Origin of the sequence: Neorhizobium descurainiae (assembly GCF_051400715.1) — a bacterium.
GTDB lineage: Bacteria > Pseudomonadota > Alphaproteobacteria > Rhizobiales > Rhizobiaceae > Neorhizobium.
Map to the genome: position 1 here is coordinate 229,268 of NZ_JBLFFK010000001.1, position 15,257 is coordinate 244,524.

14 protein-coding genes and 1 pseudogene are annotated in these 15,257 nt (G+C 62.0%); 10 read left to right on the forward strand and 5 right to left on the reverse strand.

Annotated features, from left to right (window positions below):
* Positions 1 to 26: 26 nt before the first annotated feature.
* The 3 genes from ACMGE0_RS01075 to ACMGE0_RS01085 form a co-directional block, all read right to left on the reverse strand.
* Positions 27 to 1,304: an O-antigen ligase family protein gene (locus tag ACMGE0_RS01075; RefSeq protein ID WP_436814012.1), complete on the reverse strand. Its 1,278-nt coding sequence runs from the start codon at positions 1,302 to 1,304 to the stop codon at positions 27 to 29.
* A 7-nt stretch (positions 1,305 to 1,311) separates the two neighbouring features.
* Positions 1,312 to 2,568, reverse strand: coding sequence for a polysaccharide biosynthesis/export family protein (locus ACMGE0_RS01080; RefSeq protein ID WP_436814013.1), 1,257 nt, complete (start codon positions 2,566 to 2,568; stop codon positions 1,312 to 1,314).
* A gap of 108 nt (positions 2,569 to 2,676) precedes the next feature.
* Positions 2,677 to 3,357 (reverse strand): sugar transferase, encoded by a 681-nt coding sequence (locus tag ACMGE0_RS01085; protein WP_436814014.1) that lies wholly within the window; start codon positions 3,355 to 3,357, stop codon positions 2,677 to 2,679.
* A 729-nt stretch (positions 3,358 to 4,086) separates the two neighbouring features.
* Here ACMGE0_RS01085 and ACMGE0_RS01090 point away from each other — a divergent pair.
* Positions 4,087 to 4,380: an exopolysaccharide production repressor protein gene (locus ACMGE0_RS01090; RefSeq protein ID WP_436814015.1), complete on the forward strand. Its 294-nt coding sequence runs from the start codon at positions 4,087 to 4,089 to the stop codon at positions 4,378 to 4,380.
* An 89-nt stretch (positions 4,381 to 4,469) separates the two neighbouring features.
* A complete protein-coding gene (locus ACMGE0_RS01095) occupies positions 4,470 to 5,474 on the forward strand; it encodes a glycosyltransferase family 2 protein (RefSeq protein WP_436814016.1) in 1,005 nt (334 codons plus the stop codon).
* Here ACMGE0_RS01095 and ACMGE0_RS01100 read toward each other — a convergent pair.
* On the reverse strand, positions 5,465 to 6,415 hold the full coding sequence (locus ACMGE0_RS01100; RefSeq protein WP_436814017.1) for a polysaccharide pyruvyl transferase family protein: 951 nt from the start codon (positions 6,413 to 6,415) through the stop codon (positions 5,465 to 5,467). The two genes, ACMGE0_RS01095 and ACMGE0_RS01100, sit on opposite strands and share 10 nt — an antisense overlap.
* A 43-nt stretch (positions 6,416 to 6,458) precedes the next feature.
* A complete protein-coding gene (locus ACMGE0_RS01105) occupies positions 6,459 to 7,427 on the reverse strand; it encodes a glycosyltransferase family 2 protein (protein ID WP_436814018.1) in 969 nt (322 codons plus the stop codon).
* A gap of 56 nt (positions 7,428 to 7,483) precedes the next feature.
* Here ACMGE0_RS01105 and ACMGE0_RS01110 point away from each other — a divergent pair.
* The 8 genes and pseudogenes from ACMGE0_RS01110 to ACMGE0_RS01145 form a co-directional block, all read left to right on the forward strand.
* Positions 7,484 to 7,685 (forward strand): annotated as a pseudogene (locus ACMGE0_RS01110) (lipopolysaccharide biosynthesis protein); the annotation flags it as partial.
* A 504-nt stretch (positions 7,686 to 8,189) separates the two neighbouring features.
* A complete protein-coding gene (locus ACMGE0_RS01115) occupies positions 8,190 to 9,299 on the forward strand; it encodes an acyltransferase family protein (protein WP_436814019.1) in 1,110 nt (369 codons plus the stop codon).
* A gap of 2 nt (positions 9,300 to 9,301) precedes the next feature.
* Positions 9,302 to 10,099 carry an endo-1,3-1,4-beta-glycanase ExoK gene (gene exoK, locus ACMGE0_RS01120; protein ID WP_436814020.1) on the forward strand — a complete coding sequence of 266 codons (798 nt, stop codon included), beginning with the start codon at positions 9,302 to 9,304 and terminating at the stop codon, positions 10,097 to 10,099.
* A gap of 60 nt (positions 10,100 to 10,159) precedes the next feature.
* Positions 10,160 to 11,368, forward strand: coding sequence for a glycosyltransferase (locus ACMGE0_RS01125; RefSeq protein WP_436814021.1), 1,209 nt, complete (start codon positions 10,160 to 10,162; stop codon positions 11,366 to 11,368).
* 8 nt (positions 11,369 to 11,376) lie between these two features.
* Positions 11,377 to 12,372: a glycosyltransferase family 2 protein gene (locus ACMGE0_RS01130; RefSeq protein ID WP_436814022.1), complete on the forward strand. Its 996-nt coding sequence runs from the start codon at positions 11,377 to 11,379 to the stop codon at positions 12,370 to 12,372.
* 2 nt (positions 12,373 to 12,374) lie between these two features.
* A complete protein-coding gene (locus ACMGE0_RS01135) occupies positions 12,375 to 13,301 on the forward strand; it encodes a glycosyltransferase family 2 protein (RefSeq protein WP_436814023.1) in 927 nt (308 codons plus the stop codon).
* Entirely contained in the window at positions 13,298 to 14,311 is a 1,014-nt protein-coding gene (locus tag ACMGE0_RS01140) for a glycosyltransferase family 2 protein (protein ID WP_436814024.1), read from the forward strand. The genes ACMGE0_RS01135 and ACMGE0_RS01140 overlap by 4 nt, the downstream gene beginning before the upstream one ends.
* Positions 14,302 to 15,207, forward strand: a complete 906-nt coding sequence (locus tag ACMGE0_RS01145; protein ID WP_436814025.1) for a UTP--glucose-1-phosphate uridylyltransferase — start codon at positions 14,302 to 14,304, stop codon at positions 15,205 to 15,207. The genes ACMGE0_RS01140 and ACMGE0_RS01145 overlap by 10 nt, the downstream gene beginning before the upstream one ends.
* Positions 15,208 to 15,257: the final 50 nt, after the last annotated feature.

The following is a 15,257-nucleotide window of genomic DNA, read 5'->3' on the forward strand; positions in this document are numbered from 1 at the left end:
CATCCGATACGCGGGGTCGATAGCATTCAGCCCGCTTGCACGCCGTTGGGGCTGGAAACGAATTGATCGAAATAGGTCCGCCGGGCCCGATGAGAGGACTGTGCGACCGCCAGCCTGCCGGCGGCGAAATAGAGCAGGAACGAGCCGACATGATAGGGGTGCATGATGTCGATCTCGACGAAGGAACGCACCAGCAGCAGGCTGGCTATGCCGACGAGGAGAAGCGCTTCCGGGTTTTTGCCGGTGGTGAGCAGGCGTCTCAGATGGCCGAAGAGGGTCGTCAGCAGAATGAGGGTGAGGAAAACCGTGCCGAACACACCGGTTTCCACCATGGTCTCGATATAGGTGTTGTGGAAATGGAAGCCGCTGCGACCGGCGATGAAGAATTCCTGCCACAAGCGCTCCGCTTGGGCGAAGCCCGGCACCCAATATCCCTGATAGCCTATTCCGAAGTAGGGATTGTCGCCGGCTGCGGCAATGCCCTGCTGCCAGAGATAGGTCCTGCCGGTCAGGGTCGAATCCTTGCCGAAGATCGCCAGGATGGCATCCATGGCGCCGAACTGCAGGGCGCCGACGGCGGCGACCGCCACCAGAACCAAGGCCGCGGCGAAGAATATCCGCCGGGTCTGCGGCGTCAGCGACATCATCACCTGCATGCCGAGGCAAAGAGCGACCACGCCGAGCGTGGTGATGACGGAGGTTGCCGATTGCGATGCCAGGAGCGAATAGGCCGAAAGCAGGCCGATCAGGCCGGAGCCGATGAGCCAGAGGCCGCGCGCCCGGAAGATCATCACGGTCGCATAAGAAAAGAAGACGCCGAGCGAGGCATAGAGCCCAAGCTGGTTCTTCGAGGAGAACGCGCCGACAAAGCTGTAGGTGCCGTCGATCGAATCGTAGAGATAGGTGCCGAACAGCATCGAATACATCAGCACAATGGCGCAGCCGACGATGGCGCCACGCGACAGCGTCAGCACGCTCATCGTGCGCATGGCGACCAGCGCACAGACGATGTGCGTCAGATATTGGATCGCCGTGCGCAGCGATATGCCGAAGGCCGGCGACCAGAAGGCCGACAGGAAGCAGAACAGCGCGAAGGCGAAAACCCACAGATACCGGAAGGAATTGCCGAGGACGCGGCGGTAATCGACGAGGACCAGCAGGAACCAGAGGCCGTAATAGGCGAGGACGGAAATCTGGCCGAACCGGCTCGAATAGGCAAAGACGAAGAAGGACAGCGCGACCGCGGCCACGCCATACATCTCGTTGCGGGCCGGATCGATCAGCGCAGATTTGGCGATCCTCATGCGAACCTCACTGCATCAGGAGCTCGGAGCTGACCTTGATGACATCGCCGGGCAGAAGCCGGGCGTTTTCGTCCACCGTGATCTCCTTCGGCCCCTGGCCCTCGTCGCGCACCACGACATACTTGATGGTGGCGCTCTTGCCGGTGGGGTCGAATTTCAGCGCCTCGGCCGATTGCGCCAGCGCTTCCGACATCAATTCGCGGCTGGTGCCGAGCTGCAGCCCGAGCTTTTCGAGATCGGCCTCGGTATCCTGCAATTCCTTGGCGCGTTGGGCTTCCCAGTCGTTGCGCAGGTTGATCTCGTCCTGGTTGGCCTTGTTGATATCCTGCTTGGCACGAAGCGCTGCCGTATCCGTATCCAGCATGTTCGACTCGAGGTCGGCTGCCCGTTCCTCGGCGGTCAGGCGCCGGCTGGAGGTCGCCAGGCCTTGTTCGGTCAACCGCGCCATCTTCTCGCGATCCTCGCTGACGAGCTGAAGCTGACGCTTCTGGGTCTCGGACTTCTGGGCAAGCGACTGGACCTCGCTCTCGAGAAGGCTCCTGAGATCCGTCAGCGCCTTCAATTGAAGCTCGTAGCGATCCCGCCGCGATTTCATGAGCGAGGCTTCGCTGGCGATCAACTGGTCGGCATTGGGAACGCTCTGAAGTTCCGGCGGAGCTTTGAGTTCGGTTGCGCCCGAGACTTCCGCCAGAAGCCGGGTGCGGCGGGCCAGGAGCCGCCAGCGTTCGGAATCGTAGACGGAGGCATCTCCGCGGGCATTGATGAAATCGCGGGCGAAACGCTGCCCGGCATCGGACCGGCGAAGCCCGCCGGCAAGGCTTACGGCCTTCAGAACGGTCAGGTTCGGAGCATAGGGATATTCGCCGGGCGTATGCACGTCGCCGGCCAGGAAGACAGGGCGGAATTCGGCAATCTCGACGGAGGCGGAGGGCAGGTTGCGCAGCGCGAATTTGCTGCGCAGCTCCTCACCGATGGTTTTCGCCACGTCGGTCGTCGTCCTGCCCGCCGCCGGCAGGTCGCCGATGAAGGGCAGGGAAAGCGAGCCCGTCGGCCCGACGGTATAATCGCCGCTCACCGCATCCCAATTGCGGACTGTGCCTTCGGCCGGCTGCCACTCTGCCACCCGGATGCGCAGCTTGTCCATGACGCCGAGGCGATAGCCGGTCTCCTCGGCGGCGGCATTGCCGGCCAGCGCGACGAGGACCGCGCCTGCCAGAAAGCACAAAACACGCAAACTCCTTGCGGAGGCGGTTCGTATCTGCATGGATTTTTCCTTCAAACAGCGCGGAATTGCTCCACGCTTTGGCTCATCATTTGGCCGAACCCATCATTGCGACAGGCTTCGGATTCAGTGGCAAGAGAAGACGAACGATCAGTAGCTGCCGCGTGCCAGGCAAACGGCGGGGATCGTTTTCACGATGATTGCAAAGTCGCCGACAAGCGACCAGTTCTGGACGTAGTGGGTATCGAAAGCGATGCGGCTTTCGTAGGAGACATCGTTGCGGCCGCTGATCTGCCAGAGACCGGTAAGGCCCGGGCGCGTCCGCAGGTAGTAGGCGGCAAAGCTGTCGTAGAGGTTCAACTCCTCATCGACGACCGGCCGCGGACCCACCACGCTCATCTCGCCCCGCAGGATGTTGATAAGCTGCGGCAGCTCATCGAGGCTGAGCTTGCGCAGCACGGTGCCGACGACCGTCACGCGGGGATCGACCTTGAGCTTGCGGGTCGCCCGCCATTCCTCCACAGCCTGCGGATTGGCCCTGAGATAGTCGCGCAGGATCTCTTCGCCGTTGACGGCCATCGTGCGGAACTTGAGGCATTTGAAGGTACGGCCATTATGGCCGATCCGGCGATGTCCGTAGAAGACAGGGCCGTTGTCGGTAAATTTCACCAGCGCCGCGATCATCAGGAAAATCGGGCTGAAGAGGATCAGGGCGAGGGCGGCGGCGGTGATATCGAAGGTACGCTTCGCCAAGCCGCCGGTCGGGAGAACCATGTCGGCTTGGTCGGGAGTTGAAAACGGCGAACCTGCCGAACGTGTCGCTGACTTCATAGAGTGAACTCCATTTAGGTTTTGCGATAGTCGGTGCCATTACGGCGCGTCATTCCGAGCCATGGGATAATAAGTCTGTGTTCGGAATTTGATGCCAGTCAAATTTTCTGTGTGCTCGCGTCCGGCGGGCAGCCGCCATGGCGCGTGCGGAGCGGGAGGAGTGGCGATAAGCTTGGGCCGGCCATGTCGATATGTTTAAAAATACTAAATTTGGAGCGTAAAATTTGGCCTTCGTTCAATACTTTCCAGCCACGCTATTCTATTTCCGCCGTTCATTCTTGCGGCATGGCCAGCTATATTGGGCCGTGGATCTTTGACGGTGGGACCAAAGTAGCTTGCGGCTAGGACCAAAGGCCCAGCTCTGTTGCATCGCAATACAATGCTGCGCCGCAATAATCGTCGGCGGCTTCATGAGACCTTTGTAATAAAAGTTGATCGGCGGAGAGGCCGGCTTGCGGCAACCGATCAGAGGATTGTTCCAAACGCGGCAAATCCGGGCAGAAATATGGCAAAAGCGAGGCAAAGGGGCTTGTGGTACCGGGATAAAGAACGCTATGAGCCGCCAGTATTCCAGGGAACCTTGGGAACCTTACGAAAGTTTCACTAGTAGCCTGGCATAATTGAGATAGGGAAACTTGAATCCTCTCCTGCAGGCTCATATGGTTGTTTGATTGGGAGAGGAGCAGAAAGACCGACGAACTAACAAGTTTATGCTCGGGAGGAAGGATCATGTACGCACCGCGCGTCTTTGTCAGCATGACAGGGGTTCTGATCGTGTTTGCGGTGGCTGCGTATTTTATGACCGGATCGGCCTATACGGCGCTTATACAGACGCTCATCTGTGCCGTGCTTCTGCAGGCTGGTTATTTCATCGGTGTTCTTTATCTGGTGCGCCGCGAAAAGAAGCTCCGCGAAGGAGGACTTCCCGCAGAGGCGGCTTCCGCCAAGAGTTCCAAGGATAGCAGCCGGCGTGACGGTCTTCGCGCCGACGCGGCGCCCAATCTGCCCGCCGGCGACACCTGAGCGTTTCCTGAACGTTTTTCCTTAAATTTCACATCACGGCCATTTTCCTCAGCCCATAGTTCGCCTATCGATGAAGGATGGAGAGGGCTATGGCTGAAACCGCTCACCAGACGATCTGCGTCGTCATTGCGGCCAAGAATGCTGCGGAAACAATCCGCACCGCGATCCGATCGGCCTTGAACGAGGCGCATGTCGGCGAGGTCGTCGTCGTCGACGACGGTTCGACGGACGGAACCGCAGCGGCCGCGCGGGAAGCGGATGACGGATCAGGCCGGCTGACGGTGGTCTCGTTCGAGAAGAATCGCGGCCCCTCCGCCGCCCGCAACCACGCGATCGCCATATCCAGCGCGCCGCTGATCGCCATCCTCGACGCGGACGATTTCTTCTTCCCCGGACGTTTTGCTCCCATGCTGGCGGAAGAGGGCTGGGACCTCATCGCCGACAATATCGCCTTCATCTACGAGCCGAGCGAAATCCCCCATCCCGAACGGTTCGAGACCCGGGCGCGGACCATGTCGCTCACCGAATTCGTCGAGGGCAATATCTCGAAGCGCGGTGTGAAGCGCGGCGAGACGGGCTTCCTGAAACCGGTGATCCGGCGGGATTTCCTGGAGGCTCACGGGCTGCGCTACAAGGAGGAGATGCGGCTCGGCGAGGACTACGATTTCTATGTCCGGGCATTGGCGAAAGGCGCCCGCTACAAGGTGATCGAGCATTGCGGCTATGGCGCCGTGGTGCGGCGGGATTCGCTGAGCGGCCGGCATCGCACCGAGGACTTGCGCAAGTTCTATGAGGCTGATGAGGCGATCCTTGCCGATCCCGCGCTCGGCGAAGAGGCGCGGACCGTGATAGCGCGGCATCGCGACCATATCCGCGACCGTTACGAGCTGCGCGCCTTCCTCGACGTCAAATCGCAGGCCGGGAAGCTGGCGGCGATCCGCCGCCTGCTCGCCCGTCCGCAGGTCCTGCCCGCCGTCGCGACCGGCATCTTCCTCGACAAGCTGGACCTCCTGCGCGCGAAGTCGTCCAAGGCGCCGGTCGAGCCGATGCGCATGCGCTATCTGCTGCCCGGCATCCCCGCCGTTCAGAAATAATCGCGGCGAATCTCGTCCAGAACCGTGCGGAATTTCTGCTTCCGCTCTTCCAGAACGCTGTCCGGGCTCAGCCGCGGCGTCGCACGGCTTGCCTGCCAGAGCGCCAGGATGGAGGGCGATGCGAGGAACTGCTTGGCCATGCCGCGAAGCCCGGTCTGTGGCGGAGGTTTGCGGGTGATGACCTCCGAGCCGTGGGTCTCGATATCCGGTGCGGCTTCATGGGCGGATTGCTGGCCGTCGAAGCGCACGCCCCAGAAACGCGAACGCTTGGCGACCGCTTCGGCCCGGGTGGACACCGGCACGTAGTGGGGCTGGTAGGTCGTGCCGACAGAGCCTGCCCAGTCGTTCCATTTGAAATTGTTGATCGAACGGGACGTGCTGACAGCGATCCACGGCACGCGGAAGGCATCGGCAAGGATCGCCCCGTGCATGGATTCGGCAATCACCAGCTCCGACTGGGCGATATGGCGGATGACGGATTTGGCTTCGCCGCGGGGGTCGAGATAGGTGAGGCCGACCGGTTCGCAGACCGCGTCCCACATGCCGAACTCGGCCGATTCCCAATGGGGGATGAAGGTCTTTCTGTGGACTTTCGGCAGGTTGCGGAATTCCGGCATGTCGGCGATCAGCGCGGCCGGATCGGTGATCGCCTTGTCGGGCGAAAGGCCGAGTTTTGCGGCCGTCAGCGGCCCGCGAACCGCCCGCACGTCCCATTCCGACGTGTTGGCAACATCCGGCGGCGTGCCATAGCCGTAACCGCTGCCGATGACGAGCTTCTTTTGGCCGGAGGGGAGAAGGACGGGGTTGAGGACGGTGCCGACGCCGACCAGCAGAATTTCGGGATGAACGTCCCGGAAGCCGGGCAGCAATGCGTCCCAGAGCCAGAGGTTGAGATCGTCGCCGAAATTGCCGTGATGCGATTCCCAGTAGTACGCTTGCATGCGGGCCTCCGTGGGATGTTGATTGAATGGGGCGGAACAGGTTTCAGCGCGCGCTGCGGCCGAGCTTCCCGGTCCCAAGTTCGAAGGCGGCTCGGATCAAGCCGGGATCGCGCATCACCCAGCGGGCGAGCAGGCCGAAATCCGGCGCCTGGCGCCGCCTCACCCGCCCTGCCTGGCTCCAGAGCGCCTGCCGGCGTGCCGTGTTCTTGTAGGAGGCGATCGACGCCACGTCACCCGGCCGGGAGCGGAAACGCTGCTCCAGCGTGTCGAGCGCCACCCAGGTGTTGAACTGCTGGCGCAGGAACTGCGGCGAGCGGTTGTCTATGCTGTGGAAAATGTTGAGCCCCATGCCGCGGGCGGCGCCCGCCTCGTCGCAGAGCAGGGTTCGCTTCGATTTGAGGATGCAATCGCAGAAGAACAGTACGTCTTCCGCAGCCAGCCGCAGCGACGGCTCGAAGCGGATGGCTTCGAAGACCGGTCGCGCGATCACCATGCAGGAGAGATGCAGGAAGCTCCAGTTCTTCAGCATCACGCTCGCCAGATCCGGCATCTCGATGACCAGCGGATGCTCGGAGAGGCGCGTGCCGCCCTCCGCCTGTTCGAGCTCGGCCATGCCGAAATGATAGTAGAACTCGTCGCTCGCCTGCATGGAGGCCCAATAGCACTCGGCATCGAACCGGGTCATGCTGTCATAAGCGTTCTTCAGATGGTCCGGGAGCCAGACGTCGTCGGAGTCCAGAAGGGCGACGAAGCGGGTCGCGGCGGGCACGTTGTCGAGCCCGGTATTGCGCGCGGCGCCCGGCCCGCCGTTTTGCTGGCGGATCACCCGAATGCGGGATTTCCAAGCCTCGTCAGCGCCTTGGAGTTCGACGTCGGCCGGAAGGGGGGATTCGTCATCGACGACGATTATATCGAAGTCCTGATAGCTTTGATCGAAGATCGATTTCAATGCGCGGCGCAATATGCCGGCTTCCTTCTGGAAAAATGGGATCACCACCGTGAACGTCGCCATGTTTTTGCCCCTGCGTTCAAAGAATTGAAAGCCACCGATATTTCGGCGGCAGTTCGTTGCCGTATCCTCCCGACCTCCACCAGATTCCTATATGGCCCCAACCCACGCCGAATGTCGGCCGGAGCGCGCTATCAAAGACCGCCACATTCGGGCTGAAATTTGTCACGGTGTCCATTCTGGCAAGACTACGATACTCGAAGCCTTCCGATCGGTGGCCGTTGCGCTCTTCTTGGCGCGGTTCCGGCGATGATCGGCGGACCCCGGGGCCGGCCGCCGACCGGGAGGTGATATGGGCACCGCCCCGCAGGATTCTCGGGGCTACTCTCACCGCGGGCCTGTCTGAGGGCGCTTGTGCCTTCCATGTCGCAGATTTGCCTAAATCCTGCCACATTTCGGCCCGGGCGAGGGCGCAAGCGGTAACGCGGTAAGCGATCATCGGCTTTTCGCTCACCGGCGAGCGAGATTTTTTTCGTGTGCTGCGGCGCAATATTCCGCAGCAAGAATCACCTCGAACTCATTGGAAATCATAATGCCGTGTGGTCTACGTGAGGGGGGCAGCATGGGGAGGGCGGGACGCCGACTATTCTATCCCCGGCTGGCTTTTTTGCTGCGTCGCCACATTTTACGCTAAACTCGGAATGATCCTCTTACGGACTGCGGGCCCAAGTCTGCTCTGATTGAAACGGCGGTGACGGGAGGCACTGCCCAAAAGGGGTGACTCGTTTGACTGTTGATCAGAACTTATCCTCCCGTATCAATTTGATGCGCATCCTTTTGATCTCCGGCATCGTCTTCGTGCATGTGCCGCATGATCCACAGACCAGCCCGTTCCTCGGGCTGAACGGCTTTTTCGACTGGCTGCGGGTGTTTCTGGGAGACAGCCTGTTCCGCATCGGCGTGCCTTGCCTGAGCGCCATCTCGGGCTATCTGCTGTTCCAGCGCGGCCGGAACGCGTTCGATTATGGGAAGACGCTTCGTTCCAAGGCCAAGACCGTTCTGCTTCCTTTCCTGTTGTGGAATGGCGCTCTTCTGGCGGCCGTCCTCGTCATCCAGCCGTTCGGCATCGGCGTCGGCTATTTTCCCGACCTTTGGAACGCGTCCACACGGGAGTTCCTGAGTTACGCGCTCGCGACGGAAGGGTTGCCGATCGATATCCCGCTCTATTTCCTGCGCGACCTGATCGTCTGCATCCTGCTTTCGCCGGTCCTTGCCGTCCTGGTGCGCCGCTATCCCGCGGTAACGCTCGGCGTCCTGTTCGTGCTGGCCATCCTGCCGGGGGTGACGCTCGGCATCGTTCTCAAGAAATCGATCCTTTTCAGCTTCACCTTCGGGATTTTCCTGGCGCTCAACAGGCTGGACCTCAAGGCGCTCGACAGGTTCTCCGTCGCGGGATCGGCGGCAGTGCTTGCGGCTGCCGTCGTGCTCTCCATCGGTCTTTATCACACCGGCCCGGATTTCCCGTGGGCGCTCGATCTCGCGCGCAGCACGCTGTCGATCGTCGGCGCCGGAGGCTTCTGGCTGATATCGGCATTGGCCATCCGGTCCTCCATCGGCCAGCGTCTGGCCTCCACCGGCAGCCTGAGCTTCTGGATATTCTGCGCGCATTACCCGCTGCTCATGCTGATGTGGATGGCGTGGAACCGCGTGGCGGATGACGGCGCCTACCCGCTCTTCTACGTGATCGCGATCGCCGTGAGCTTCATCATCCTGCCTGCCACGAATTTCTTCGTCTCCCGCACATTGCCGGGGCTCTACGAGGTTCTGACAGGCAGCCGCGGACGGAAGGCCAAGCTCTTGGCCGCGTCGAAATCCTATTCCTCCGTCGGGCTGACCAATCCGGCAGAGCCGACGATGACACAACAACGGAGGTGAACATGACGCCGAAAGCCAGACAGATCAAGCGGACATGGCAGGTCATCGCCGCAGCCGTCGCGCTGGGGCTTGTTGCGCCTGCGGCGCAAGCGCAGCAGGGAGCGACCGGCAAATCCTTCGTCGAGAACTTCGACAAGCTCGACCGTTCGTTCTGGTATGTCTCCGACGGCTGGAACAACGGCAAGTATCAGAACTGCACGTGGTCGAAGAAGCAGGTGCGCGTCGAAAACGGCGCCCTCCGGCTGGAGTTTGCCGAAGGCAAGACCAAAGACCGCGACTACGCCTGCGGCGAGATCCAGACCAAGACACGCTTCGGCTATGGCACCTATGAGATACGAATGAAGGCTGCGACCGGCCCGGGGCTCAATTCGGCATTCTTCACCTATATCGGGCCGACCGACAAGAAGCCGCATGACGAGATCGACTTCGAGGTTCTCGGCAAGAACACCGGGCAAGTCCAGGTCAACCAATATATCAACGGCAAAGGCGGAAACGAAAAGCTCGTGCCGGTCGCAGGCGGCGCCGATCAGGGTTTCAATGACTACGCTTTCATCTGGGAGGAGAACCGCATCCGTTACTTCTTGAACGGCAAGCTCGTCCACGAAGTGACGGACAAGGCAAAGATACCCTCGAACCAGCAGAAGATATTCATGAGCCTTTGGGGCACCGACACACTGAAGAACTGGATGGGCGACTTTTCCTACAGCCAGCCGACATCCATGACGATCGACCGCATCGCCTTCACGGCGATCGGCGAAGACTGCCGCTTTCCCGAATCCGTGCTCTGCACGCTCGACTAAGTCCCTCAACCCCGGCGGCTCATTGCCCGACAATGATTTCGAGAGCCGGAAGGCTCGAAAATGGAGCTGGACGATTTGACTTTGAACGTTCTTTATCTCGCCCACGATCTCGCCGATGCGGCGATCCGGCGGCGGGTATTGACACTGAAGGCGGGCGGCGCCGACGTCACGGTCGCGGGTTTCAAGCGCGGCGCGAGCGCGCTGGCCGGCGAGCAGGACGTGCCAACCATCGTGCTGGGGCGGACAGCGGACGGCCGTTTCGTTCAGCGCATCGCGGCGGTCATTGCTGCCCGGATGGCGCTGAAGCGCAGGCTGGCGGGCATTGCGAAGCCTGACGTCATCATAGCCCGCAACCTGGAGACGCTGGCGCTTGCAGGGCATGCCGCCTCGCTTCTCGGGCGGGATATCCCGGTCGTCTACGAATGCCTCGACATTCACCGGCTGCTCCTCGACGAGGGCATCAAGGGCCGTCTGATGCGGCAGGCGCAACGCCATTTCGGCCGCCGCGCCAGCCTGCTGATCACCAGTTCCCCCGCCTTCGTGGAGAATTTCTTCAAGCCGCGCTCCGGGCTCGATCTTCCGATCCTGCTTCTGGAAAACAAGGTGCTGGCACTCAAGCCGGAGCCGGTTTCCGGACTGCGCGCGCCGCGCCTGCCGGGAACCGGAAAGCCCTGGCGGATCGGCTGGTTTGGTGCGATCCGCTGCCGTAAGTCGCTCGACATCCTGATCGATTTTGCAGCAAGGATGGAGGGCAGGGTCGAGATCGTTCTGCGCGGCCGCCCCGCCTATGGCGAGTTCGACGGCTTCGACGACAAGGTGAATGCCGCTCCGCACGTGGAATTCCACGGCGCCTACCGCAATCCGGAGGATCTCGCCGCCATCTATCGCGACGTGCACTTCACCTGGGCGATCGATTTCTTCGAGGAGGGCCTCAATTCGAGCTGGCTTCTGCCGAACCGGCTCTACGAAGGCGGCCTTTACGGCGCGGTGCCGATCGCGCTTTCTGCGACCGAGACAGGCCGGTTCATCGAGAGGCGCGGCATCGGCACGGTGCTCGATCGCGCCACGCCGGAGACGCTTCAGGCCCTGTTCGACGGCATGACGGAGACGCGATACGCCGAGCTTGCTTCACACCTCGCGGCCATCGAGCGAAGCCAGTGGGTCACCGGCCCGGCGGAGTGCCGCGCCCTTGTCGCCAGGCTCGCCGCCCTACATTCGAACGTCTCGTCGCCGGCGGACGTGCCGGCAATCTCAACCGTGCAGTCGTGAGGTAGGGTATGGTTCCGCGTTCTTGCTCCGATATCCGGACGCTCCTGGTGATCCCTTGCCTCAACGAGGCAAAGACGATCGAGCCGCTGCTGCATAAATTGAACGCGCAGCGCGGCGAACTCGACATGCTGATCGTCGTGGCGGACGGCGGAAGCCAGGACGGCACGCGTGATATCGTCAAGCGGCTGGCGGCCGACCTCCCTGGTCTCGTCCTGCTCGACAACCACAAGCGGATCCAGAGCGCCGCCATCAATCTGGCGGTGGAGCGGTTCGGCGAGGGGCGGGACTATCTGATCCGCATCGACGCGCATGGCGACTATCCCGACGACTACTGCAGGGTCCTTCTGCAGGAGGCGCTGGAGACGAGTGCGGATTCCGTCGTAGTCGGCATGGAAACGGTCGGCTTCGGCATGTTTCAGAAAGCCACCGCCGTGGCGCAGAATTCCAAGCTCGGCAACGGCGGTTCGAAGCACCGTGCCGGCGGCGGCGGCGAATGGGTCGATCACGGCCACCATGCGCTGATGCGGATAGAGGCGTACCGCGCCGTCGGCGGATATGACGAAAGTTTCAGCCACAACGAAGATGCCGAGCTGGATTTCCGGCTGCGAAGCGCCGGTTTCCGCATCTGGATGACCGGCAAGACCTATATGACCTATTATCCGCGGGCGAGCGCTTCGGCGCTCTTCAGGCAATATCTCGCCTATGGCCGCGGCCGGGCGAAGAACCTCATCAAGCACCGCTCGATCCCGAAGTTGCGCCAGGCCATTCCGCTGGCGGTCGCCCCCGTCGTTCTCGGCGCGCTGCTCACCTTGCTTTACTGGTGGGCGGCGGTGCCGGTCGTCATCTGGGCCGCTGCCTGCATCGGCTACGGCTTCTGGCTGGCCGTCGGACAGAAGAATCCCTATGGGCCGCTCGCTTCCTTGTCCGCCATGATCATGCATTTTGCCTGGTCGGCAGGCTTCTGGCTGGAACTGATCGGCATCCGCGCGCGGAGGGCCGTCTGACGATGAGAGAGGAGAAACCGATCCGCATCGATATCGGCATCTGCACCTACCGGCGGCCCGAATTGCTGGCTACGCTCGAATCCCTGTTTTCCCTGACTGTTCCGTCCGGCGCCGAACTGCGCCTGATCGTCGCCGACAACGATGCGGTCCCGAGCGCCCGTGACCTGGTGGAGAGCCTGCGCGAGCGTTCGCCTTTCGAAATCCGCTACGTCCATTGCCCGAAATCGAACATCTCGATCGCCCGCAACGCCTGCCTTGCCGAATGCGATGCGGATTATCTCGCTTTCATCGACGACGACGAAACGGCCGAACCTCAATGGCTGTCCGAACTCCTGGCCCAGGCGCAGCGCACCGGAGCCGACGCGGTTCTTGGTCCCGTCCGGGCGGTCTATGGAACCGGGAGCGCTGCCTGGATGCGCAAAGGCGATTTCCATTCCACCCTGCCGGTCTGGGTCGATGGGCGGATCAGGACCGGCTATACCTGCAACGTGCTTCTGCACATGCGTTCGCCCGCCGTCGCGGGACGGCGGTTTGCCCTGTCGCTCGGCCAGAGCGGCGGCGAGGATACGCATTTCTTCACCGAACTTACCGACGCCGGCGGACGTATCGAGTTCGCCCGGGATGCGGTCGTCGAGGAAAGGGTTCCCGAAAAGCGTGCGAGCTTCTCCTGGCTCGCCAAGCGGCGTTTCCGGTCGGGCCAGACGCATGGCCGCATCCTCGCTTCCAGGAATTCCGGCCTGAGCCGGGTTCGGCAGACCGGTCTGGCCGCGCTGAAATTCACTTTCTGCGCCGCGATGTCCGCCGCGACTTTCTTCTCTCCGGTCGCCCGCAACCGCTATGCCCTTCGCGCGGCGCTGCATGCGGGCGCGGTCTCCGGCACGCTCGGCATGCGCGAGATCCGGCAATATGGGGTCGCGGAAGCCACATGACCGTGCTCGTCCATCAGCCCGATATAAGCTTCGTCATCGCCGCCTATAACGCCGAGGAGACGATCGAGCGCGCCATCGCGAGCGCGCTTGCACAGATCGGCGTGACCATGGAGGTGATCGTCGTCGATGACTGCTCGACCGACGGCACCCGCGAGCTGGTGCGCGCCTACCGCGACGAACGGGTGAGGTTGATTACCCGGGAGAAGAACGGCGGGCCGGCCGCCGCTCGCAATGTGGGGTTCGACGTGGCGATAGGCCGCTGGATCGCGGTTCTCGATTCCGACGACACGATCCATCCGGAGAGGCTTCTCGCCATGCTGGAAAGGGCCGAGGCGGCCGAGGCGCAGATCGTGGTCGACAATATCGAGGTCGTCCCGCTCGATCTCGGGGAGCCGACCACCATGTTTCCCAAGGAGGAGCTCAGGCGGCGGCCGATCATGACGCTTGCCGATTTCATCGGCTCCAACGTGATTTTCCAGTCGACCTTCAACTTCGGCTACATGAAGCCGATCTTCGAACGAGACTTCCTAGCCCGCCATGAGTTGAGCTTCGATGAAACGCTGAGGGTCGGGGAGGATTATCTGCTGCTTGCCTCGGCACTCGCCTGCGGCGGCCGCTGCGCGGTCGTGCCGGATGTCGGCTATGTCTACCACCTCAGGCAGGGCTCGATCTCGCGGGTCCTGCAACAATCCCATCTCGATGCGATGCTGGCGTCCGACCGGGCTTTCCTCTCCCGCTACACGCTGGATGCGAAGGCCATGGCCGCCCAGCGCCGGCGCACCCGCAGCATCGTCGAGGCGGCTTCATTCCTCACGCTTGTCGAGGAGATCAAGAAAGGCTCCCTCGGGGGCTTCCTGAAAACAGCGATCGGAAATCCGCGTGCGCTCAAGCACTTGAGTATGCCGATCGCTGTTCGCATGCGCCGGCTGCTGGGGAGCGGCTGGCGTCAAATGAAATCCGATCGGTCAGGGCGGGGGCGCCCTCCAGAAAGGACGAAGGAATGGATATGAATAGACCAGTTCGAAAGGCGGTGATTCCCGTCGCAGGCAACGGGACTCGGTTCCTGCCGGCCACCAAGGCCATGCCGAAGGAGATGCTGACGATCGTCGATCGTCCCGTCGTCCAATATGCCGTCGACGAGGCCATGCAGGCGGGAATCGAGAACATCATCTTCGTGACCAGCCGCAACAAGACCGCGATCGAGGACTATTTCGACAGCGCACCGGAGCTGATCGCGACCTTGACGCGCTCCGGAAAAACCGTGCAGGTCACCCAGCTTGAAAAGATGCTGCCGGTCGCCGGAACCGTCAGCTACACGCGCCAGCAGGTTCCGCTCGGGCTCGGCCACGCGGTATGGTGCGCCAGGGAACTGGTGGGCAACGAACCCTTTGCTCTCCTGCTGCCCGACATGGTCTCCTACGGTCCGCAGGGCTGCATGGCGGGCCTGATGGAGCTTTACGAGGAAGTGGGCGGCAATGTCTTCGCCGTGGAGGAATGCTCGCCCGAGGAGACGTCGAGCTATGGCATCGTCGGGGTCGGCCATTCCGTCAAGCATGGCTTCGAGGTCACGCAGATGGTCGAGAAGCCGAAACCGTCCGAAGCGCCGTCCAATTATTACCTAAATGGTCGCTATATTCTTCAACCGGAAATCTTCGAGCTTCTGGCGCGTCAGGAACGCGGCGCCGGCAACGAGATTCAGCTGACGGACAGCATGCACAAGCTTGCTCAGGTTCAGCCGTTCCATGCGCATCCCTACAAGGGGCGTACTTTCGACTGCGGCAGCAAGCGCGGCTTCATCGAAGCCAATGTCGCCTTCGCCCTGCTACGGGCCGATATGGGAGCCGATCTCCACGTCTCCATCAAGGAACTGCTGATGTCCCACGAGACGCGGGTTCAAGCCGCGTAAGACCCGTAATCATCCGAGGCGGATGGCAGTGCACCTGCCGTCCGCTACCC

Excerpts from the sequence above, each read along its gene's own strand:
- ACMGE0_RS01075 (WP_436814012.1), bottom strand. The coding sequence starts at position 1,304 with ATGAGGATCGCCAAATCTGCGCTGATCGATCCGGCCCGCAACGAGATG.
- ACMGE0_RS01080 (WP_436814013.1), bottom strand. The coding sequence starts at position 2,568 with ATGCAGATACGAACCGCCTCCGCAAGGAGTTTGCGTGTTTTGTGCTTT.
- ACMGE0_RS01085 (WP_436814014.1), bottom strand. The coding sequence starts at position 3,357 with ATGAAGTCAGCGACACGTTCGGCAGGTTCGCCGTTTTCAACTCCCGAC.
- ACMGE0_RS01090 (WP_436814015.1), top strand. The coding sequence starts at position 4,087 with ATGTACGCACCGCGCGTCTTTGTCAGCATGACAGGGGTTCTGATCGTG.
- ACMGE0_RS01095 (WP_436814016.1), top strand. The coding sequence starts at position 4,470 with ATGGCTGAAACCGCTCACCAGACGATCTGCGTCGTCATTGCGGCCAAG.
- ACMGE0_RS01100 (WP_436814017.1), bottom strand. The coding sequence starts at position 6,415 with ATGCAAGCGTACTACTGGGAATCGCATCACGGCAATTTCGGCGACGAT.
- ACMGE0_RS01105 (WP_436814018.1), bottom strand. The coding sequence starts at position 7,427 with ATGGCGACGTTCACGGTGGTGATCCCATTTTTCCAGAAGGAAGCCGGC.
- ACMGE0_RS01115 (WP_436814019.1), top strand. The coding sequence starts at position 8,190 with ATGCGCATCCTTTTGATCTCCGGCATCGTCTTCGTGCATGTGCCGCAT.
- exoK (WP_436814020.1), top strand. The coding sequence starts at position 9,302 with ATGACGCCGAAAGCCAGACAGATCAAGCGGACATGGCAGGTCATCGCC.
- ACMGE0_RS01125 (WP_436814021.1), top strand. The coding sequence starts at position 10,160 with ATGGAGCTGGACGATTTGACTTTGAACGTTCTTTATCTCGCCCACGAT.
- ACMGE0_RS01130 (WP_436814022.1), top strand. The coding sequence starts at position 11,377 with ATGGTTCCGCGTTCTTGCTCCGATATCCGGACGCTCCTGGTGATCCCT.
- ACMGE0_RS01135 (WP_436814023.1), top strand. The coding sequence starts at position 12,375 with ATGAGAGAGGAGAAACCGATCCGCATCGATATCGGCATCTGCACCTAC.
- ACMGE0_RS01140 (WP_436814024.1), top strand. The coding sequence starts at position 13,298 with ATGACCGTGCTCGTCCATCAGCCCGATATAAGCTTCGTCATCGCCGCC.
- ACMGE0_RS01145 (WP_436814025.1), top strand. The coding sequence starts at position 14,302 with ATGGATATGAATAGACCAGTTCGAAAGGCGGTGATTCCCGTCGCAGGC.